Here is a 19,178-nt window from a genome sequence, read left to right as displayed (position 1 = left end):
GCCCGGTCGCCCACAAGCAGACCGGGCTCGCTGCACGTGCAGCACCCGATCCCGACCGTCCTCGCGCGTGACCCGCTCATCGAGCGAACTGCATCACGCCGGTAGCGATGGCCACCACTAGACCCGCTCCCGTAAGCCAGACCTGCCACCTCTCGGCACTGGTCCACCTACGAGGCTCGTCCTTCTCAAGGCTCACCTCTACCGCCTCCCTTCCTCCTTCAACCGCCCCGCTGGTCGGGCCGGAGCCTAGGAACTCACGCGCCAGTGGGCGGAGTTCAGGGAAGGATCAGGTGAGGCGCGACCAGCATACCGGTCATGTTGTTATTCACCGAGGGACGGCAGAAGGCTTGACAGCGGCCCCAAATCCCTTTCACGGCCCAGCGACGGCCCCAGTGCAACAACAAGCCCCCCACTCGCGGGAAAACCGCAGGCAGGGGGCTTGATCGCGCCGCGTTACTTCTTCTTGCCCTGGTTCTTGACCGCCTCGATGGCCGCCTTGGCCGCCTCGGGGTCGAGGTACGTGCCGCCCGGGTTCTGGGGCTTGAAGTCGGCGTCGAGTTCGTAGGACAGCGGGATGCCCGTCGGGATGTTGAGGCCCGCGATGTCCGCGTCGGAGATGCCGTCCAGGTGCTTGACCAGGGCGCGCAGCGAGTTGCCGTGCGCGGCGACCAGGACCGTCTTGCCCGTCAGCAGGTCCGGGACGATCGCGTCGAACCAGTAGGGGAGCATGCGGACGACGACGTCCTTGAGGCACTCCGTGCGCGGGCGCAGCTCCGGGGGGAGGGTCGCGTAGCGCGGGTCGGCGAACTGCGAGTACTCGGCGTCGACGTCCAGCGGCGGCGGCGGGGTGTCGTAGGACCGGCGCCACAGCATGAACTGCTCCTCGCCGAACTCGGCGAGCGTCTGGGCCTTGTCCTTGCCCTGGAGGGCGCCGTAGTGGCGCTCGTTCAGACGCCAGGAGCGGTGGACCGGGATCCAGTGGCGGTCCGCGGCCTCGAGGGCCAGCTGGGCCGTGCGGATCGCCCGCTTCTGGAGGGACGTGTGGACCACGTCGGGGAGGAGGTCGGCGTCCTTCAGGAGCTCGCCACCGCGGACTGCCTCCTTCTCGCCCTTCTCGTTGAGGTTCACGTCCACCCAGCCGGTGAACAGGTTCTTCGCGTTCCACTCGCTCTCGCCGTGGCGGAGGAGGATCAGCTTGTACGGTGCGTCGGCCATGCCCCAGAGCGTAATCCACGCATTCGCCCGTTCGCGTGGCTGCCCGGCAGGCGGACGTTTGACGGGTTCTGTTAATTGAGTGGCCTCTGTCAATCGGCGACTTGTAACTTGTGGCTCCCGGGGGCGCCGCTTACATCCAGTGTTCCCGTGGTTCGTTCACGTCCCGCGCCGCTCTGGGGGAGTCCATGCCGTCCATGCCGTATGCGTACGCCCTGCGCGCCGGACATGCAGTCCGGGAGACGGTCTCCGGACTTCCCCGCGCGTTCTGGTGGCTGTGGATCAGCACCCTCGTCAACCGGCTCGGCGCCTTCGTCGCCACCTTCATGGCGCTGTACCTGACGCTCGACCGCGGCTACTCCGCCTCGTACGCCGGTCTGGTCGCCGCGCTGCACGGGCTCGGCGGGGTCGTCTCCTCGCTGGGCGGCGGGGTGATGACCGACCGGCTGGGCCGGCGGCCGACCCTGCTGATCGCCCAGGCGTCGACCGCCGTGTCCGTCGCGCTCCTCGGGTTCGTGCGCGACCCGGTCGCGATCGCCGGTGTGGCCTTCCTCGTGGGTGCGGCGAGCAACGCGTCCCGGCCGGCCGTGCAGGCGATGATGGCGGACATCGTGCGGCCGGAGGACCGTATACGGGCCTTCTCCCTCAACTACTGGGCCCTGAACCTGGGCTTCGCGATCTCCTCCATGGCGGCCGGGTTCATCGCCGAGTCCAGCTATCTCGCCGGGTTCCTGATCGAGGCGGGGATGACGATGGTCTGCGCGATCGTCGTCTTCCTGAAGCTGCCGGAGTCCAAGCCCGCCGAGACGGCGATGACGGCGGCCCGGGACGGCTCCGTCGGCCTCGGCACGGTCCTGCGCGACGGGCGCTTCATGAGCGTCGTCGGGCTGTCCTTCCTCGTCGCGCTGATCTTCCAGCAGGGGTCGGTGGGGCTGCCGGTGGCGATGGGCGACGCCGGGTTCACGCCGGCCGAGTACGGCATGGCGATCGCCGTCAACGGCGTACTGATCGTGGTCCTCCAGATCCCGGTCACGCGGTTCATCGAGCACCGGGATCCGCGGCGACTGCTCGTCATCTCCTCACTGCTCGCCGGGTACGGCTTCGGCCTCACCGCCTTCGCCGGGTCGGTCGGCGTCGTCGCCCTCACGGTGTGCGTGTGGACGCTGGCGGAGATCGTCAACGCGCCGACGCAGACGGGGCTGGTCGTCCGGCTCTCCCCGCTGCACGGCCGCGGGCGCTACCAGGGCATGTACGCCATGTCGTGGTCCGTCGCCGGCCTGGTCGCCCCACTGCTGTCCGGCTTCGTCATCGACCGGTTCGGGGCGGAGTGGCTGTGGGGGCTGTGCGCGGTGGTGGGGACGGTCGCTGGGCTGGGGTACGGGGTGCTGATGCGGCGACTGCACGAGCGGCCGCACGAGGAGAAGGAGAAAGGGGCGGCGGTGGCCGGGCCGGGGTCAGGGGCGCGGTCGCAGCCGGAGGTCGGTGCCGGGTGAGCCGGAGGGTTCACATCGGCAGAGAGAACAACCGCACCGGCCCGGGAGGCCAGGCCGCGTCGTCGCGCAGGGGCGTCACCATGGTCCGCAGCGGCATGGCCACCAGGCGGGATCCGGGTTGCTCGACCCATACGTCCGTGTCGAGCGGATGCCAGCCCAGGCGCTGGTAGAGCGGTACGAGCGGAGGCCGGCAGAACAGGAGCGCGTGCCGGGGACCCATCGTGCGCGCGTGGTCGAGGGCAGCCCCGAGCACGCGACGCGCCAGGCCCTGGCCGCGCACGTCAGGTGCTACGGCCACGCCACCGACGCCGGCCACCTCTGTCTCCACGTCGCCGATCGCGACCCGCAGCCGGAGCAGACCGGCATGCGCCACGAGCCGGTCGCCCTGGTCGCCGTGTCCGTGTCCGTGTCTGATGCCGAAGTGCTCGTCCTTGGGCAGGAAGGTGAGGCCGGTCTCGGCGACACCGAACGGATCGTCGCCGTCGCCGAGGATCTCGGCCTGATCGGCCTTCGTGTAGTGGGGGAGGCGTACGGCGGTCGGTGTCGCGAGGGGCGGGTTCGTCGCGGAGGAGTCGTTCGCAGGCATACCCGCATCATGATCTCGCCGTCGAGGGCTGGCCAAGCGGCTACTCAGCCGACCCTCGCGGCGTCGACGGGCCACTCGGCCTGACCGCCACGGGCAGCTGACCACGTGCAGCTGACAACGAGCAGCGCCCTCCGCTCACTGCACCATCAGCGGCACCGGGTGAATCTCGTCCGCCTTGTGCCCCGCCCGCTCGTGGATGCGCTGGACCGCTTCCGCCGAGGGGGCGTCCGAGAGGCAGTAGACGCGGCCGGACTCCGGGTCCGCCCAGGCCATCTCGAAGTGGACCTGCTCGTCCTTCTCTATGGCGAGGTCCGCGTTGTGGGCCTCGCGCAGTTGCTCCTCGGTGATGCCCTTCATGCTGTGGTGGACATCCATGTACTTGGCCATGGCCCGCACCTCCTTCCGTGAGGACCCCTGCGTTCCATGTTCCGCCCCTACGCGCACGTCGGCGACCCGCAAAAGGGGGTCCACACAGCCGTAGGGCCCCGGCTGGGAAAGCCGGAGCCCTAAAGCCGGAGCCCTACAGGGTCGTACGAACGAGGTGCCGGCGTCAGCCGCACTGGCAGGGGCTGCCCGACTGACACCCGCAGCCGCAGCCCGAGCCGCAGCCGCACGCGGCGATCAGGGGCAGACTCCTGATCCCGGCGGGCTGCTCGGTCTGGCGCTCCTGCGTGGGGTCGGACGTGGTGCTGGGGGAATCGGCCATGGGTTCCTCCTCCGAGGCTGGTGCCTGTGCCCATTGGACGCCCGTAGCGCTGGGCGCATCAACGGCGCACGGAGGCGCCCGCGCGCCTCAGCCGCATCCGCCGAGTCCCACCTGGCCGCTCAGCCGCATCCGCCGAGCCCCACCCCCACCTGCACCTGGCCGCTCAGGCGCTCTCCGCCCCCGTCACCGCCTGGATGTCCGGCTGCACGTCCGTCTGGATCTCGTCCGCGTGCTCGCCCGTCACCAGGTACACCACCCGCTTGGCGACCGAGACCGCGTGGTCGGCGAAGCGCTCGTAGTAGCGGCCCAGCAGCGTCACGTCCACGGCCGTCTCGATGCCGTGCTTCCAGCGGTCGTCCATCAGGTGCTGGAAGAGCGTGCGGTGCAGCAGGTCCATCTCGTCGTCGTCCTGCTCCAGCTGGAGCGCCAGGTCGACGTCCTTGGTGATGATCACCTCGGCGGCCTTCGCCATCAGGCGCTGGGCGAGCTGGCCCATCTCCAGGATCGTGGCGTGCAGGTCGCTCGGGACCGCGCGGTCCGGGTAGCGCAGGCGTGCGAGCTTCGCCACGTGCTGGGCGAGGTCGCCGGAGCGCTCCAGGTCGGCCGACATGCGCAGCGACGTGACGACGATCCGCAGGTCCGTCGCCACCGGCTGCTGCCGGGCGAGCAGGGCTATGGCCCGGGCCTCCAGGTCGTGCTGGAGCTCGTCGACCTTCTGGTCGGCCTCGATGACGTTCTCGGCCAGCTTCAGGTCGGAGTCGAGGATGGCGGTCGTGGCGCGCCCGATCGCCGACCCGACCAGCCGGGCCATTTCCACCAGACTGTCGCTGATCGAGTCAAGTTCCTCGTGGTACGCGTCCCGCATCAGGCTTCCCTCTCGTGCGTCTACTTCGGGGGTCCGGGGGGCCGGGCCCACCGGACAACCGGCGGTACGACCGTCGTATCACCAACGGTCCGCACCCCACGCTCCCACGATCCGACCCGTACGCGTCCGTTTCCGTCACCCCAAATGAACCGGTACTGGCTCCAAGGTGAACTCTGGGCGACGAGTGTTCGAGCTCGCGCTCCGACGGCTGTGGCCCGTGCCCGAGCCATGCCTAACCTGGGTGCATGGACGTGAACGCGGCGGTCGCCGCAGCGGCTGCGATCGCCGGGGTGCTCACCGGTGTCATCGCCATGCTGGCGTTCCGCTGGAGCGAGCGCGAGCAGAAGCGCCCCACACGTACCTCCCTGCACACGGACGCGGTGCTTCCACCGGGCGTGGACACCGTCCTGTCGGTCCTCAGGTCGTCCGCCGTCGTCCTCGACGAGGCAGACGCGGTGGTCAAGGCCAGCTCCGCGGCGTACGCCCTGGGCCTGGTCCGCGGCGGCAAACTCGCCGTCGAGCCGATGCTGCAGATGGCCCGGGACACCCGGCGTGACGGGGAGATACGACAGGTCGAGCTGGACCTGCCGCGGCGCGGTACCGGACGCGGGGACGCGCTGGCCGTCTCCGCGCGGGTCGCGCCGCTCGGCTCCCGGCTGGTGCTGCTGCTCGTGGAGGACCTGACCGAGGCCCGGCGCATCGAGGCGGTCCGGCGTGACTTCGTCGCGAACGTGAGCCATGAGCTGAAGACGCCCGTCGGTGCTCTCTCGCTGCTCTCCGAGGCCGTCATGGACGCCTCCGACGACCCCGAGGCCGTGGAGCGCTTCGCCGGGCGCATGCAGATCGAGGCAACCCGGCTGACCAGCCTCGTGCAGGAGCTCATCGACCTGTCGCGGGTGCAGAACGACGACCCGCTGGAGGACGCCGAGCCGGTCCGCGTCGACGAACTCGTCGCCGAGGCCATCGACCGCTGCCGGCACCAGGCCGGCGCCAAACAGATCACCATGGCCGCGGGCGGCACCGCCGACCTGCACGTGTGGGGAAACCGCGGCCAGCTCGCCGCCGCCCTCGGCAACCTCGTCGAGAACGCGGTCAACTACTCGCCCGCCCGCACCCGCGTCGGCATAGCGGCCCGCAGGGTGAACGCGCCCGGCGGGGAACACATCGAGATCGCCGTCACCGACCAGGGCATCGGCATCTCCGACAGGGACAAGGAGCGCATCTTCGAGCGCTTCTACCGCGTCGACCCGGCCCGCTCCCGTGCCACCGGTGGTACGGGACTGGGGCTGGCGATCGTGAAGCACGTGGCCGCCTCGCACGGCGGGGAGGTCACGGTGTGGAGCGCCGAGAACCAGGGCTCCACCTTCACCCTGCGGCTGCCGGAGGCCGGTGCGGCCCGCGACCGCGCACATCAGCAGCCCGCCCGGGAAGAACGCGCGTCAGGCGCGGGCCTCGACGAAGAGGCCGGGCGGTCCACCCCCACATCCCCTGATTCATCCGCGTACGAAACGCTTCCCGCCCCGGAGGTCCTTCCGTGACCCGAGTGCTCGTCGTCGAGGACGAGGAGTCCTTCTCCGACGCCCTGTCGTACATGCTCCGCAAGGAGGGCTTCGAGGTCGCCGTCGCGACCACCGGGCCCGACGGACTCGACGAGTTCGAGCGCAACGGCGCCGACCTCGTCCTTCTCGACCTGATGCTGCCCGGTCTGCCGGGCACCGAGGTGTGCCGCCAGCTGCGTGGCCGCTCCAACGTCCCGGTCATCATGGTGACCGCCAAGGACAGCGAGATCGACAAGGTGGTCGGCCTGGAGATAGGGGCCGACGACTACGTCACCAAGCCGTTCTCCTCGCGTGAGCTGGTGGCCCGCATCCGGGCCGTGCTGCGCCGCCGCGGCGAGCCGGAGGAGGTGACTCCGGCGGCGCTGGAGGCCGGCCCGGTCCGGATGGACGTCGACCGGCACGTGGTGACCGTCGGCGGCACCAAGATCGACCTGCCGCTGAAGGAGTTCGACCTGCTGGAGATGCTGCTGCGCAACGCCGGCCGGGTGCTGACCCGGATGCAGCTCATCGACCGCGTCTGGGGTGCCGACTACGTCGGTGACACCAAGACCCTGGACGTCCACGTCAAGCGCCTGCGCGCCAAGATCGAGCCGGACCCGGGCGCCCCGCGCTACCTGGTGACGGTCCGCGGTCTGGGCTACAAGTTCGAGCCGTAGGCCGACCCGCGGGGCGAGAACCGGACACCGGACCGGATACCGGACACCGGACCCCGGACCGGACCCCGGACCGGACACCGGACCGGACCCCGGACCGGACCCCGGACACCGGACCGGACCCCGGACACCGGACAACAGAAGGGCGGGACCCCTCCTCCGAGGGGTCCCGCCCTTCCGCGGCTGTTGCGACGGGGTCAGTGCCCGGCGCCCGCTTCGTCCGAGGCGCTCGCGGACGCCGCGTCGGTCGGCGTGGCCGTCGTCTCGTGGTCGTCGCCCGGGCTCTCGCCACCGGCGGGGCTCTCCGGGCCGGCCGGCGAGCCCGAGGCGCTCTCGGCCGGGGAGCCGGACGGGGTGCCGGACGCGCCCGGCGCGGCCGGGATCTCGGTCGGGCCCCACTCCTTGAAGTAGCTCTCGGCGGGGACGACGAACGCGCGCAGGCTCACGTCACCGGTCTTGCTGAAGGTGAAGGTGACCTTCTGGGCGTTGCCGTCCTGGACGGCCTCGCGGCTGCTCGGCAGCATGGCCGTGGCGTTGTCCTTGCCGCCCAGGATCAGCCGGCCGCCGGCCGGGATGCTCAGGCTGCCGCCCTTGGCGGGCTTGAGCTCGGCCTTCTTGCCGGTGCCGGGGATGGTGATGGACTCCAGCGTCTGCGTGGTGCTGCCGGAGTTGAAGAAGGTGGCGGAGATCGCGGCCGGGCCGGTCGACTCGAGGTCGGGCTGGGTGATCACGATCGCGTTCTGGATCTTGATGTCGCCGACGCTCGTCGCCGCGTTGTCCGGCTTGATCTCCAGTGTCTGGGCGTCGTTGCCGGCACCGCACGCGGCGAGCGAGGCGATCGAGAACGCGATGGCGGCCGCGGCGAGGGCGCCGCGTCGAAGGCTGCTGCTCACGGCGGCGGCAACTCCTTGACTCGAGCGGAGCGGCCGGAAAAGCCGCCCTGTGTGTCTGTCAGCGGGCCTTAGGTTACCGAGCCGTTCCCGCGCTGCCGCACCCGACCCCCCGGGCCCCTCCGATCCCACCTGCGTCACGGGCGGTTCCTGCGTCACGGGTGACGCCTGAGTCACATTGACGGTGCACTCGTCCGGCATTCACATAAGAACCTCGGACGGCAGCGAAAATTTTCCGTGAAGGAATGGGCGGGCCACCGGAAATTGATCACCGGGGACTCCACCTGAGGCCGTGTGATCAATTCTGGATTCGGCCGGAAGCCGGGTCGGGCCGCCGAACGGAGTAGCGGAAGTCGATCACACGCAACCGGACATATGGGGATGTTTGACCCTCTGAGGGTGGCCCTGGATGCGTGTAACGTGCGCGTTTCTCTCGCCCCGGAGAGCCGCTCCGACCTGCGAATACCTTCTTCCACTCCCTGTCCGAAGCACGTTCCTGTCGGACTTGTCAAGCCCCGAGATATGCCCTGACCTGCGAAAACGCCATTCAGAACCCGCAGTTTCCGTGTTACCCTGGATAGCCACGGAAGGGGTACCTGTCACATGACGTTCAAGGTTGGCGACACCGTGGTCTATCCCCATCACGGGGCCGCGCTGATCGAGGCTATCGAAACTCGCCAGATCAAAGGCGTGGACAAGACCTACTTGGTGCTGAAGGTCGCCCAGGGTGATCTGACGGTGCGTGTGCCAGCGGACAATGCGGAGTTCGTCGGCGTGCGTGATGTGGTCGGTCAGGACGGGCTGGACCGGGTCTTCGAGGTGCTGCGCGCACCGTACGCCGAGGAGCCCACGAACTGGTCCCGTCGATACAAGGCAAACCTGGAGAAGCTCGCCTCCGGTGATGTCATCAAGGTCGCGGAAGTTGTGCGTGACCTGTGGCGTCGTGAGCGTGAGCGCGGACTCTCCGCCGGTGAGAAGCGCATGCTCGCCAAGGCGCGCCAGATTCTGGTGAGCGAGCTCGCTCTCGCGGAGAACACCAACGAGGACAAGGCCGAGGCCCTGCTCGACGAGGTTCTCGCCTCCTGAGGCGAAGCCTGTCGCTCAGCACTCTGCAGATCAACGCAGATCAACGCTGCACATCGAAATGCCGCGGTGCCCGATGACGATTCTTCTGTCGCCGGGCGCTGCGGCATGTTCGTACTCGGTCGCCGAATGCGCCGTCACCGCCGGATGTGTTACCACTCACGATCCGGTGTTTGGCGTGCCGGGCCCGGGCAGCCGCCTCGACCAGCGTCACGGAAGGGTCCGGTCGAGTGCGTCGCGCCCGGCACTCCTCCAGGCCATACCCACGCCAGGCCAGCACACAAACCTGACAGGAACCGATGTCTGACGATTCGCGTCCCTCGCCGTCCGACGGCCCCGCGGCGGTCCGTACCGCGGCAGTGATCCCGGCCGCCGGCCGTGGTGTACGGCTCGGCCCGGGCGCCCCCAAGGCGCTCCGCGCGCTGGGTGGCACCCCCATGCTCATCCACGCGGCCCGCGCGATGGCCGCCTCCCGCGCCGTCTCCCTGGTCGTCGTCGTGGCCCCGCCCGACGGCGCCGCCGAGGTCAAGTCGCTGCTCGACGGGCACGCGCTGCCCGAGCGGACCGACTTCCTCGTCGTCCCGGGCGGGCAGAGCCGCCAGGAGTCGGTCAAGCTCGGCCTGGACGCGCTGCCGCCCGGCCACGACATCGTGCTGGTGCACGACGCGGCCCGGCCGCTGGTGCCGGTGGACACCGTCGACGCCGTGATCGAGGCCGTCCGCGAGGGCGCCCCCGCCGTGGTCCCCGCCCTGCCGCTCGCCGACACCGTCAAGCAGGTCGAGCCCGCCGGGACGCCCGGCGAGCCGGAGCCGGTCGTCGCGACGCCGGAGCGTGCGCTGCTGCGGGCGGTGCAGACGCCGCAGGGCTTCGACCGGGCGACGCTGGTCCGGGCGCACGAGACGGTCACCGGGGACGTCACCGACGACGCCGGCATGGTCGAACAGCTCGGCCTCACGGTCGTGGCGGTGCCCGGCCACGAGGAGGCCTTCAAGGTCACCCGCCCCCTGGACCTGATCCTCGCCGAGGCGGTCCTGGCCCGCAGGAGGCTCAACGATGGCTTCTGAGGAACCAGTGGTGGCTGCTGACGAACCAGTGCTGCCCCAGGTCGGCATCGGCACCGACATCCACGCCTTCGAGGAGGGCCGCGAGCTCTGGTGCGCCGGCCTGAAGTGGGAGGGCGAGGGCCCGGGCCTCGCGGGCCACTCCGACGCGGACGTCGTCGCGCACGCGGCCTGCAACGCCCTGTTCTCGGCGGCGGGCCTCGGCGACCTCGGACAGCACTTCGGCACGGGCCGGCCCGAGTGGTCCGGCGCGTCGGGCGTCACGCTCCTCACCGAGGCCGCCCGCATCGTCCGCGAGGCGGGCTTCCGCATCGGCAACATCGCCGTACAGGTCGTGGGCCCCAGGCCGAAGATCGGCAAGCGGCGCGACGAGGCGCAGAAGCTGTTGTCGGAGGCGGCGGGAGCACCGGTGTCCGTGTCGGGTGCGACGACGGACGGCCTGGGCTTCCCCGGCCGGGGTGAGGGCCTGATGGCGGTGGCGACGGCTCTGGTCGTCAGGACGCGCTGACCGGGCAGACCCTCCACGGGCGCGGGGCTGTGTTTGACATGCGGCGTTTGAGATGCGGCGTTTGACATGCGGCTCCGCCGCGTGGGCGCGACAAGCCCCCACCGACCCGCACCCCGACCCGCACCCCGACCCGCACCCCGACAAACAAGGGACTGCCCCACGCACCCCCCACGGCCTACTACCCTGGTCCCGTGACTATTCGCCTGTACGACACCAGCGCCCGGCAGATCCGTGACTTCACCCCGCTCCAGCCGGGTTGTGTCTCGATCTACCTGTGTGGTGCCACCGTGCAGGCCGCCCCGCACATCGGGCACATCCGCTCCGGGCTGAACTTCGACATCCTGCGCCGCTGGTTCGCCCACCGCGGCTACGACGTCACGTTCGTGCGGAACGTCACGGACATCGACGACAAGATCATCGCCAAGTCGGCCGACCAGAACCGCCCCTGGTGGGCCATCGGCTACGAGAACGAGCGCGCCTTCAACGACGGCTACGACGTCCTCGGCTGCCTGCCGCCGACCTACGAGCCGCGTGCCACCGGCCACATCACCGAGATGGTCGAGATGATGCGCGGCCTCATCGAGCGCGGGCACGCCTACGTGGCGGACGGCAGCGTCTACTTCGACGTCCGCTCCTTCCCCGAGTACCTGGCGCTGTCCAACCAGGACATCGACGACCTGCGCCAGCCCGACGAGGGGGTCTCGGGCAAGCGCGACCCGCGCGACTTCGCGATGTGGAAGGCCACCAAGCCGGGCGAGCCCGACTGGGAGACGCCCTGGGGCCGCGGCCGCCCGGGCTGGCACCTGGAGTGCTCGGCGATGGCGCACAAGTACCTCGGCACCGCCTTCGACATCCACGGCGGCGGCCTCGACCTGGTCTTCCCGCACCACGAGAACGAGATCGCCCAGGCCAAGGCCTACGGCGACGACTTCGCGCAGTACTGGGTGCACAACGCCTGGGTCACCATGAGCGGCGAGAAGATGTCCAAGTCGCTCGGCAACTCGGTCCTGGTCAGCGAGATGGTCAAGCGCTGGCGGCCCATCGTGCTGCGCTACTACCTCGGCACCCCGCACTACCGGTCGATGATCGAGTACAGCGAGGAGGCGCTGCGCGAGGCCGAGTCGGCGTTCGCGCGGATCGAGGGCTTCGTGCAGCGCGTGGTCGAGAAGGCCGGCGTCGTCGAGCCCGCTCCCGAGGTGCCGCTCGCCTTCGCCGAGGCCATGGACGACGACCTGGGCGTGCCGCAGGCGCTCGCCGTCGTGCACACCACCGTCCGGCAGGGCAACAGCGCGCTGGCCGCCGACGACAAGGAAGCCGCGGTGGCCCGGCTCGCCGAGGTCCGCGCCATGCTCGGCGTCCTCGGGCTCGACCCGCTCGACGAGCACTGGGCCGGGGAGAGCGACCGCGGCGACGATCTGCACGGCGTGGTCGACACGCTGGTCCGCATGGTCCTCGACCAGCGCGAGGCCGCCCGGGCCCGCAAGGACTGGCCCACCGCGGACGCCATCCGCGACCAGCTGAGCCAGTCCGGCCTGGTCATCGAGGACAGCCCGCAGGGCCCGCGGTGGAGCCTCGGCCCGCGCTGAGGGCGGCGCTGGGACGAGAACCACAGCTGATCGATTGTGCCGCCCGGGCCTCCGGGCGGCACACTGCATAGACGTACGTACGAACGCTCACACAGACAGGTAGGTCATGGCCGCAAACAACCGCCGCATGTCCGGCAAGAAGGGCGCGCAGGTCGGCAGTGGCGGCAAGCGGCGCCGGGGCCTGGAAGGCAAGGGGCCGACGCCGCCCGCCGAGGCGCGCAAGGGACACGCCAAGCAGCGCGCCGCACAGGCCAAGTCGCGCCGCGCCCAGAGCCGCACCAAGGGCCCGCGCGCCAAGGGCACCTCCGAACTCGTCGTCGGGCGCAACTCCGTCGTCGAGGCGCTGCGCGAGGGCGTCCCGGCCTCCACGCTGTATGTGCAGCAGTTCATCGACAGCGACGAGCGGGTCCGCGAGGCCCTGCAACTCGCCGCCGAGCGCGGGGGCATCAACCTCATGGAGGCGCCCCGCCCCGAGCTCGACCGGATGACGAACGGGCTGAACCACCAGGGCCTCGTGCTCCAGGTCCCGCCGTACGAGTACGCCCACCCCGAGGACCTCGCCGACGCCGCCGCCGACGAGGGCGAGGACCCGCTGATCGTCGCGCTCGACGGCGTGACCGACCCGCGCAACCTGGGTGCGGTCGTCCGGTCCGTCTCGGCATTCGGCGGGCACGGCGTCGTCGTACCCGAGCGGCGGGCCGCCGGGATGACGGCGGGTGCCTGGAAGACGTCCGCCGGTGCCGCCGCCCGTACGCCCGTCGCCCGCGCCACCAACCTGACGCGCGCGCTGGAGGCGTACAAGAAGGCCGGGATCGTGGTCGTCGGGCTCGCCGCCGACGGTGAGGCCGAACTCGGCGATCTGGAGGCCCTGGGCGGGCCCGTCGCCATCGTCGTCGGCAGCGAGGGCAAGGGACTCTCCCGGCTGGTCGGGGAGACCTGTGACTTCCGCGTGCGGATCCCCATGCCGGGCGGCACCGAGTCGCTCAACGCCGGTGTGGCGGCGGGGATCGTGCTGTACGAGGCGGCCCGCCGACGCAGCTGAACAGGCATCCGCCACTTCACCCGTACGGGGTAATTCCGGGGGCATCGGGGCGACAAGGACAAGCTTGACGGGGTCCGGACAGATCCGGCCGGCCAAAGGTAGTGTCCTATCGCGACGTCACTCGGTTAGATGAGTGTGGACACCAGAACACCCCGCACACCCACGGGGGACCGCTCGTCGGGACTCGACGACGCTCCCGCGCTGAGCATGGTGAAGGTGCCGAGCGACCCGGCGCAGGTCATCGTCAACCACGCGAGTTTCCGCGTGCAGTTGGGCGTCTCGACGCGTCGCGTGCAGTCCCCACGGGTCGCACGGCACATGACCGCCACCGAGGACACCGCCCGCATCCCCGTCGCCACCGCCGGGGGCGCGGCGGACGGTGGCCCCGTCCGCCGCCGTCCCGTCGTCTGGAGCGGCAGATCCGCGCCCGACGACACCGGCGCCCACCGGCTCCTCCAGGCCGTGCGGCACGAGAGCGTCCGCCACCCCGACGAGCCCGCCGCCGACGCCGGAGCCACCCAGGTGATCTCCCGCGTGGGCACCGGCCCGGGCACGGACCACGGCGCCGGATACGACAACGGCGGTTACGGCGGCCCCGGATACCAGGGCGACAGCTACCAGGGCGACGGCTACCAGGGCGACGGCTTCGAGGACGAGCTCACCCGGACCGTCGAGACCCCGATCGTCGGCCACCAGCGCACCCGCGAACAGGCCGACGGCACCCGGATGTTGCCGCCCATGCGCACCGTCGGCAGCGCCTACGACGAACCCGCCTACGGCGAACCCTCCTACGGCGACGGCGAGTTCGAGGACCTCGCCGACGAACTCGACGAGGCCCGGCGGCCCGTCAAACGCCACGGCGACGACCCGGCCCGGCACGCCTACTACCCGGGCCGCCGGATGAACCTCGGCGTCGTCCTGCTCCCGCTGCGCGTCTTCCTCGGCTTCATCTCCGTCTACGCCGGCATGGGCAAGCTGTGCGACCCCGTCTACTTCGACGGCGGCGAGCGCGGCACCATGGTGAAGTGGCTCAACACCCTGCACCCCTGGGAAGTCGCCGAGCCCCTGCGCCAGTTCGCCTTCGCGCACCCCATCGGCGCCGGGCTCGTGATCGCCTTCGCACAGGTCGTCGTCGGCGTCCTGACGGTCCTCGGGTGCTGGCAGCGCGTCGCCGCCTGTCTGGGCGCCCTGCTCTCGGCGGCCCTGCTGGTCACCGTCAGCTGGAAGAGCGTCCCCGTCTACGAGACCCCTGACATCTTCTACCTCGCTGCCTGGTCCCCGCTGATCATCGCCGGCGCCCCCGTCTACTCCGTCGACGGCCGCCTCGCCGGCAGCGCCTGGCGCCACCTCGGCCCCCGCGCCGACATCTGGGACCTGCGCCGCTACGTGCTGCGCCGGGGCGTCCTCGTCACCGGCGTCGCCACCGGCCTCACGCTGCTCGTCGGCTCGCTGCTCGGCGGCGCCGTCCGCGATGCCGACCGGGTCGTGGTCCCCGGGCCCGGCGAGGCCCCGCGCAACGAGCTGCCCGGCTCCCCGCTCCCGGGCGAACCGGGCAAGCGGCAGCACAAGCGGACCCCGTCGGCCTCCTCCACGCCCACCCAGGGCGCCACGTCCGGCTCGGCCGCCCCCAGCGCGGGCACCACGTCCCGGCCGGGCGCCACCCAGGAGTCCGGCACCGTCACCGGCGGCCGGCCCAGCCAGACCCAGGGCAGCGCGGGCCAGGCCCCGCCTCGCCCGTCCTCCCCGGCCGGCCAGGCCCCGAGCACCTCGTCCGGCCCCACGTCCGGCGGCTCGACGACGGGCGGCTCCGGCTCGACCGGCGGCACCGGCGACGACTCCTCGTCCTCCGGCCAACCGGGCCTGGTCGGCGGCCTCCTGGGCTGACCCACCGACCACCACGACAAAGGGCCCCGCACCTTCGAGGTGCGGGGCCCTTCTGACACACGGGGGTGCGGCGCCCCTCAGGGGCGCGTGGCCTTTCTGAGGCGCGGGGGTGCGGGTGGGCCTCAGGGGCGCGCGGCTTCTGACGCACGGGGGAGCAGCGAACCTCAGGGGCGCGGGGAACTGCGCGACAAGCCACGACGAGCCCGCAGCCGCGAGAAAACGTCAGCCCCCGAGCTCTCAACGCCCCGAAGCCGCCAGCTCCTTCGCCGCCTCCGTCAGATCCTTCGCCGTATCGATCGCCCGCCAATACGACCCCTGCGGAATCGTGAACCCCGCCAGCCGCTGCTCCCGCGCCAGCCGGGGAAACGTCGTACGCTCATGATCCCCCCGATCCGGCAGCAGCCCGGCGAACTCGGGGGAGAACACATACACCCCCGCGTTGATCTCGAACGTCGACGGCGGAGCCTCGATGAAGTCGGTGATGTGCCCGAACCCGTCGGTCTTCACCGCCCCCCACGGCAGCCGCGGCCGCGCCAGCGCCACCGTCGCGATCGCGTCACGCTCGGTGTGGAAGTCCGCCATGTCCCGCAGTGAGAACCGCGTCCAGATGTCACCGTTGGTGGCGTACCAGGGCTGGTCCGGGTGGGGCAGATGCGTGGCGGCGTACTTGAGGCCGCCGCCACGGCCGAGGGGCTCGGACTCCACGACGGTGGTGACGGAGACGGGCAGAGCGGCCGTATCCAGCCACTTCTGGAGCACCTCGGCGAGGTGGCCGCAGGAGACCACCACGTCCGTCACGCCTTCCTCGGCGAGCCAGGAAAGCTGATGGCCGATGATCGGAGTCCCCGTCCCGGGGATCTCGACCATCGGCTTGGGCCGGTCGTCGGTGTACGGGCGCAGCCGGGAACCCTGGCCGCCGGCCAGTACCACGGCTTGCACGGGGCGGGACGCGGCGCTCGGATCGCTCATGAGACCGAACTGTACGTGGCGTCCCGCCCGGGCATTCAGCAGCTCTGGGCCTGCGGTCGGCTCCGGGTGCGCGCTCAGCTGTGCGCCGCCGCGACCCCCGTGGCGAAGGCCGTGTCGCAGACCGGGCGGGCGTAGGACTGGGCGCGAGTCGGGCCGTAGACCCGCACGGCGGCCTGGCCGAGGGCGCGGGCGATGGACGCGCAGTGCTTCGCCAGCGACGGGCGGTCGTTGACGGCCTGCTGGAGGTGGGTGAGGGCGACGCCCGGGTTCTGCTGCTGGAGCTCGGTCAGCAGCTTGTCGCGCAGGACCTCCTGCGGGGCGCGCTTGACGGCCCGCGGGGTGCCGGCGGACGTGGCGGTGTCCGCGGCGGTGAGCACCGGGTCGGAGGGGCTTCCCGACCAGTTGACTCGGGTGACCGCGAGGGTCCCGGAGAGCACCAGGACGACGGGCAGGACGAAAGCGAGGGTGCGGCCGATCCGGCGGGCGGGGCCCCGGCCGCGTCGCGTCTGTTGGGTGTTGGAGTGCTTCACGCGAGTGAGGGTAGCGCCCAGTAATGGTTTGTAGACATTTAGTCACCGGTTCGGGGGATGAGAGAGCCTCCTTTTTTGGGTAGAGCGTTGACGCACAGCGCTCGAAATGTCCGGTCTGCCGGGGTATCCGGAGACAGCGAAAGAGGGCCCCGCAGCGCTCTGCGGGGCCCTCTTCGTCAACTCGGGTGATTCACCCGGTGTCGGGTGTTCGCCGTTGCCGTCGGACGTCGTCAGTCGTCGGACGACGTCAGCCGTCGTCAGTCGGAGAGGCGCGCGCCCGTGGAGGTCGAGAACACGTGGGTCTCGCCGGAGCGGGGCACGATGTGCAGCTGGCTGCCCTTCTCCGGGACGTCGCGGCCGTTGACGCGGACCACGAGGTCCATGGAGTCGTCGCCGACCTTGGCGGTGCCGTAGACGTAGGCGTCGGCGCCGAGCTCCTCGACGACGTTCACGGTGACCGCGAGGCCCTGCTCGGCGTCGGAGACGTCGAAGTGCTCGGGGCGGACACCCACGGTGACCGTCTTGTCGCTGGTGGCGTTGAGCGCGTCACGCTGCACCGGCACGACCGACTTGCCGAACTTCACGCCGCCGTCGGTCACCGGGACCTCGACGAGGTTCATCGCCGGGGAGCCGATGAAGCCGGCCACGAAGAGGTTGGCGGGCTTGTCGTACATGTTGCGCGGGGTGTCGATCTGCTGGAGCAGACCGTCCTTGAGGACCGCCACACGGTCGCCCATCGTCATGGCCTCGACCTGGTCGTGGGTGACGTAGACGGTGGTGATGCCCAGGCGGCGCTGGAGCGAGGCGATCTGCGTACGCGTGGAGACACGGAGCTTGGCGTCCAGGTTGGACAGCGGCTCGTCCATGAGGAACACCTGCGGCTCACGCACGATGGCGCGGCCCATCGCGACACGCTGGCGCTGACCACCCGAGAGGGCCTTCGGCTTGCGGTCCAGGTACTCGGTGAGGTCGAGGATCTTCGCGGCCTCCTCGACCTTCTGCCGGATCTCCGCCTTGTTGACGCCGGCGATCTTGAGCGCGAAGCCCATGTTGTCGGCGACGGTCATGTGCGGGTAGAGCGCGTAGTTCTGGAACACCATGGCGATGTCCCGGTCCTTCGGCGGCAGGTGCGTGACGTCGCGGTCGCCGATGCGGATGGAGCCGGCGTTGACGTCCTCGAGCCCCGCGAGCATGCGGAGCGAGGTGGACTTGCCGCAGCCGGACGGGCCGACGAGGACGAGGAACTCGCCGTCCTCGATGTCGATGTCGAGCGCGTCGACAGCGGGCTTCTCGGAGCCCGGGTAGACCCGGGTCGCCTTGTCGAACGAGACAGTGGCCATGATCAGTGAACCCCTTCTACCGGCAGGAACGTGCCGGACGATCCGAGTAGGAAGGTGGTGCCACGACGGATTTCCGTTGTGGTGTAGTCCACACGTGTGAACTGGCTCAGGACGGTACCTGGCGTTCACCTGGTCTGTCAGTACCTCCGGGCCTGTGAACTTCGCGGAAATTTTCGAGGCCCTGGTCGACGCCCGGGGCGAGGCCCTGGTAGCGGTCCGCGAGCGCCGCCACCGTCGTCATGACGGCTCGTCGCAGGTCAGGAGGCCCCAGCACCTCCGCCTCCGCCCCGAGCCGCAGCAGATCACCGACCGCCACGGCCTCCGCCTCCACGGCCAGCTCCACCTCCACCCACTCCTCCTCGTCCGGCACGCCCGCGTCGCGCAGCGCCTCGGCGCCCGCCGCCCCGAACTGCATCGGCAGCAGCCGCTGGGCCCGAGGCGAGATCCGCAGCCGCGCGACGCCCTGCCGGAGAGCGGCCTCCATCCGCCGGGAGGACTCCTCCCAGTGGGCGGCCAGATCGAACCCGGCCGGACGCTCGAAGACCTCCCCGGTCTCCTCGACGGCCAGCACCCGCGACACCCGGTACGTCCGCACGGCCTCTTCCGCCAGGGCGACCAGGTACCAGATGCCGCCCTTCAGGACGAGTCCCATCGGCCACAGCTCCCGGCGCACCTCGCCCCGCCACCGCCGGTAGTGCACCCGCAGCACCCGCTGTTCCCACACGGCCGCCGCGACCGCCTCCAGCCACGGCACCGGATCGGCCTCCCGGAACCAGGCCGGCGCGTCCAGATGGAACCGCTCCTGCACCCGCCGCGCCTGCCCGGCCAGCTCGGTGGGCAGCGCCGCCTGCACCTTCAGCTGGGCACTCGCCAGCACCGCCCCCAGTCCCAGGTCCCGCGCCGGCCCCGGCATCCCGGCGAGGAACAGCGAACCCGCCTCGGCGTCGGTCAGCCCCGTCAGCCGCGTCCGGTACCCGTCCATCAGCCGGTAGCCGCCCTCCGGACCCCGGTCCGCACACACCGGCACCCCCGCCGCGCCCAGCGCCTCGACGTCCCGGTAGACGGTGCGCACCGACACCTCCAGCTCGGCGGCGAGCTCGGACGCGGTCATCCGCCCGCGGTTCTGGAGCAGCAGGAGCAGGGAGAGGAGCCGGTCGGCGCGCATGAGGGCCATTGTCGGGCGTACGCCGCCGTACCTGACAGGAGATGTC

At 71.0% G+C, this 19,178-nt stretch carries 19 protein-coding genes; 9 read left to right on the top strand and 10 right to left on the bottom strand.

Going from position 1 to position 19,178, the window contains the following annotated elements; genetic code table 11:
- Positions 1 to 453: 453 nt before the first annotated feature.
- Positions 454 to 1,215 (bottom strand): phosphoglyceromutase, encoded by a 762-nt coding sequence (locus tag ABEA82_RS19480; protein ID WP_345662818.1) that lies wholly within the window; start codon positions 1,213 to 1,215, stop codon positions 454 to 456.
- A 185-nt stretch (positions 1,216 to 1,400) separates the two neighbouring features.
- Here ABEA82_RS19480 and ABEA82_RS19475 point away from each other — a divergent pair, with 185 nt between their 5' ends.
- A complete protein-coding gene (locus tag ABEA82_RS19475; protein WP_425588536.1) occupies positions 1,401 to 2,705 on the top strand; it encodes an MDR family MFS transporter in 1,305 nt (434 codons plus the stop codon).
- Positions 2,706 to 2,715: 10 nt separating this feature from the next.
- Here the strand turns inward: ABEA82_RS19475 and ABEA82_RS19470 are convergent, their stop codons facing one another.
- The 4 genes from ABEA82_RS19470 to phoU all read right to left on the bottom strand — a co-directional run bounded on the left by ABEA82_RS19470 (position 2,716) and on the right by phoU (position 4,862).
- Entirely contained in the window at positions 2,716 to 3,291 is a 576-nt protein-coding gene (locus ABEA82_RS19470; protein WP_345662817.1) for a GNAT family N-acetyltransferase, read from the bottom strand.
- A gap of 135 nt (positions 3,292 to 3,426) precedes the next feature.
- The gene (locus ABEA82_RS19465; protein ID WP_345662816.1) at positions 3,427 to 3,678 is read right to left on the bottom strand and encodes an SCO4226 family nickel-binding protein; all 252 of its coding nucleotides are present in this window, start codon (positions 3,676 to 3,678) and stop codon (positions 3,427 to 3,429) included.
- A 163-nt stretch (positions 3,679 to 3,841) separates the two neighbouring features.
- Entirely contained in the window at positions 3,842 to 3,997 is a 156-nt protein-coding gene (locus ABEA82_RS19460) for a hypothetical protein (protein ID WP_345662815.1), read from the bottom strand.
- Positions 3,998 to 4,160: 163 nt separating this feature from the next.
- Positions 4,161 to 4,862, bottom strand: coding sequence for a phosphate signaling complex protein PhoU (gene phoU / locus ABEA82_RS19455; protein WP_345662814.1), 702 nt, complete (start codon positions 4,860 to 4,862; stop codon positions 4,161 to 4,163).
- 245 nt (positions 4,863 to 5,107) lie between these two features.
- On the opposite strand from phoU, the gene phoR reads away from it, so the two are divergent.
- Complete coding sequence (gene phoR / locus ABEA82_RS19450) at positions 5,108 to 6,400, top strand: two-component system sensor histidine kinase PhoR (protein WP_345662813.1); 1,293 nt, start codon at positions 5,108 to 5,110, stop codon at positions 6,398 to 6,400.
- Positions 6,401 to 6,405: 5 nt separating this feature from the next.
- On the top strand, positions 6,406 to 7,077 hold the full coding sequence (gene phoP, locus ABEA82_RS19445; RefSeq protein WP_020271862.1) for a two-component system response regulator PhoP: 672 nt from the start codon (positions 6,406 to 6,408) through the stop codon (positions 7,075 to 7,077).
- A 194-nt stretch (positions 7,078 to 7,271) separates the two neighbouring features.
- On the opposite strand, the gene ABEA82_RS19440 is transcribed toward phoP, so the two are convergent.
- Positions 7,272 to 7,967 carry a copper chaperone PCu(A)C domain-containing protein gene (locus ABEA82_RS19440; protein ID WP_345662812.1) on the bottom strand — a complete coding sequence of 232 codons (696 nt, stop codon included), beginning with the start codon at positions 7,965 to 7,967 and terminating at the stop codon, positions 7,272 to 7,274.
- A gap of 600 nt (positions 7,968 to 8,567) precedes the next feature.
- Here ABEA82_RS19440 and ABEA82_RS19435 point away from each other — a divergent pair.
- The 6 genes from ABEA82_RS19435 (at position 8,568) to ABEA82_RS19410 (ending at position 15,128) form a co-directional block, all read left to right on the top strand.
- Positions 8,568 to 9,050, top strand: a complete 483-nt coding sequence (locus tag ABEA82_RS19435; protein ID WP_003953493.1) for a CarD family transcriptional regulator — start codon at positions 8,568 to 8,570, stop codon at positions 9,048 to 9,050.
- A gap of 296 nt (positions 9,051 to 9,346) precedes the next feature.
- Positions 9,347 to 10,111 carry a 2-C-methyl-D-erythritol 4-phosphate cytidylyltransferase gene (gene ispD, locus ABEA82_RS19430; protein ID WP_345662811.1) on the top strand — a complete coding sequence of 255 codons (765 nt, stop codon included), beginning with the start codon at positions 9,347 to 9,349 and terminating at the stop codon, positions 10,109 to 10,111.
- Between the two features lie 10 nt (positions 10,112 to 10,121).
- Complete coding sequence (ispF, locus tag ABEA82_RS19425) at positions 10,122 to 10,616, top strand: 2-C-methyl-D-erythritol 2,4-cyclodiphosphate synthase (RefSeq protein ID WP_423655707.1); 495 nt, start codon at positions 10,122 to 10,124, stop codon at positions 10,614 to 10,616.
- A gap of 191 nt (positions 10,617 to 10,807) precedes the next feature.
- On the top strand, positions 10,808 to 12,202 hold the full coding sequence (gene cysS / locus ABEA82_RS19420) for a cysteine--tRNA ligase (protein ID WP_345662809.1): 1,395 nt from the start codon (positions 10,808 to 10,810) through the stop codon (positions 12,200 to 12,202).
- Positions 12,203 to 12,308: 106 nt separating this feature from the next.
- On the top strand, positions 12,309 to 13,244 hold the full coding sequence (gene rlmB / locus ABEA82_RS19415) for a 23S rRNA (guanosine(2251)-2'-O)-methyltransferase RlmB (RefSeq protein ID WP_345662808.1): 936 nt from the start codon (positions 12,309 to 12,311) through the stop codon (positions 13,242 to 13,244).
- Between the two features lie 129 nt (positions 13,245 to 13,373).
- Positions 13,374 to 15,128, top strand: coding sequence for a DoxX family membrane protein (locus tag ABEA82_RS19410; protein ID WP_345662807.1), 1,755 nt, complete (start codon positions 13,374 to 13,376; stop codon positions 15,126 to 15,128).
- Positions 15,129 to 15,365: 237 nt separating this feature from the next.
- Here ABEA82_RS19410 and ABEA82_RS19405 read toward each other — a convergent pair whose 3' ends face one another.
- The 4 genes from ABEA82_RS19405 to ABEA82_RS19390 all read right to left on the bottom strand — a co-directional run bounded on the left by ABEA82_RS19405 (position 15,366) and on the right by ABEA82_RS19390 (position 19,132).
- Positions 15,366 to 16,097 (bottom strand): nucleotidyltransferase family protein, encoded by a 732-nt coding sequence (locus ABEA82_RS19405; protein WP_345662806.1) that lies wholly within the window; start codon positions 16,095 to 16,097, stop codon positions 15,366 to 15,368.
- A gap of 74 nt (positions 16,098 to 16,171) precedes the next feature.
- On the bottom strand, positions 16,172 to 16,627 hold the full coding sequence (locus ABEA82_RS19400) for a hypothetical protein (protein WP_345662805.1): 456 nt from the start codon (positions 16,625 to 16,627) through the stop codon (positions 16,172 to 16,174).
- A 257-nt stretch (positions 16,628 to 16,884) separates the two neighbouring features.
- Positions 16,885 to 17,967: an ABC transporter ATP-binding protein gene (locus ABEA82_RS19395; RefSeq protein WP_345662804.1), complete on the bottom strand. Its 1,083-nt coding sequence runs from the start codon at positions 17,965 to 17,967 to the stop codon at positions 16,885 to 16,887.
- A 106-nt stretch (positions 17,968 to 18,073) separates the two neighbouring features.
- Complete coding sequence (locus ABEA82_RS19390) at positions 18,074 to 19,132, bottom strand: helix-turn-helix transcriptional regulator (RefSeq protein WP_345662803.1); 1,059 nt, start codon at positions 19,130 to 19,132, stop codon at positions 18,074 to 18,076.
- Positions 19,133 to 19,178: the final 46 nt, after the last annotated feature.

Source organism: Streptomyces venetus, from assembly GCF_039540295.1.
Lineage (GTDB): Bacteria > Actinomycetota > Actinomycetes > Streptomycetales > Streptomycetaceae > Streptomyces > Streptomyces venetus.
This window is presented reverse-complemented; position numbering and strand designations above follow the sequence as displayed.

What these genes read in the sequence shown, in the direction of transcription:
- phoU (WP_345662814.1), bottom strand. Translation starts at nt 4,862, where the DNA reads ATGCGGGACGCGTACCACGAGGAACTTGACTCGATCAGCGACAGTCTG.
- ABEA82_RS19395 (WP_345662804.1), bottom strand. Translation starts at nt 17,967, where the DNA reads ATGGCCACTGTCTCGTTCGACAAGGCGACCCGGGTCTACCCGGGCTCC.
- ABEA82_RS19465 (WP_345662816.1), bottom strand. Translation starts at nt 3,678, where the DNA reads ATGGCCAAGTACATGGATGTCCACCACAGCATGAAGGGCATCACCGAG.
- phoR (WP_345662813.1), top strand. Translation starts at nt 5,108, where the DNA reads ATGGACGTGAACGCGGCGGTCGCCGCAGCGGCTGCGATCGCCGGGGTG.
- ABEA82_RS19470 (WP_345662817.1), bottom strand. Translation starts at nt 3,291, where the DNA reads ATGCCTGCGAACGACTCCTCCGCGACGAACCCGCCCCTCGCGACACCG.
- ABEA82_RS19475 (WP_425588536.1), top strand. Translation starts at nt 1,401, where the DNA reads ATGCCGTCCATGCCGTATGCGTACGCCCTGCGCGCCGGACATGCAGTC.
- ABEA82_RS19460 (WP_345662815.1), bottom strand. Translation starts at nt 3,997, where the DNA reads ATGGCCGATTCCCCCAGCACCACGTCCGACCCCACGCAGGAGCGCCAG.
- ispD (WP_345662811.1), top strand. Translation starts at nt 9,347, where the DNA reads ATGTCTGACGATTCGCGTCCCTCGCCGTCCGACGGCCCCGCGGCGGTC.
- ABEA82_RS19405 (WP_345662806.1), bottom strand. Translation starts at nt 16,097, where the DNA reads ATGAGCGATCCGAGCGCCGCGTCCCGCCCCGTGCAAGCCGTGGTACTG.
- ABEA82_RS19480 (WP_345662818.1), bottom strand. Translation starts at nt 1,215, where the DNA reads ATGGCCGACGCACCGTACAAGCTGATCCTCCTCCGCCACGGCGAGAGC.
- rlmB (WP_345662808.1), top strand. Translation starts at nt 12,309, where the DNA reads ATGGCCGCAAACAACCGCCGCATGTCCGGCAAGAAGGGCGCGCAGGTC.
- ABEA82_RS19390 (WP_345662803.1), bottom strand. Translation starts at nt 19,132, where the DNA reads ATGCGCGCCGACCGGCTCCTCTCCCTGCTCCTGCTGCTCCAGAACCGC.
- ABEA82_RS19435 (WP_003953493.1), top strand. Translation starts at nt 8,568, where the DNA reads ATGACGTTCAAGGTTGGCGACACCGTGGTCTATCCCCATCACGGGGCC.
- ABEA82_RS19410 (WP_345662807.1), top strand. Translation starts at nt 13,374, where the DNA reads ATGAGTGTGGACACCAGAACACCCCGCACACCCACGGGGGACCGCTCG.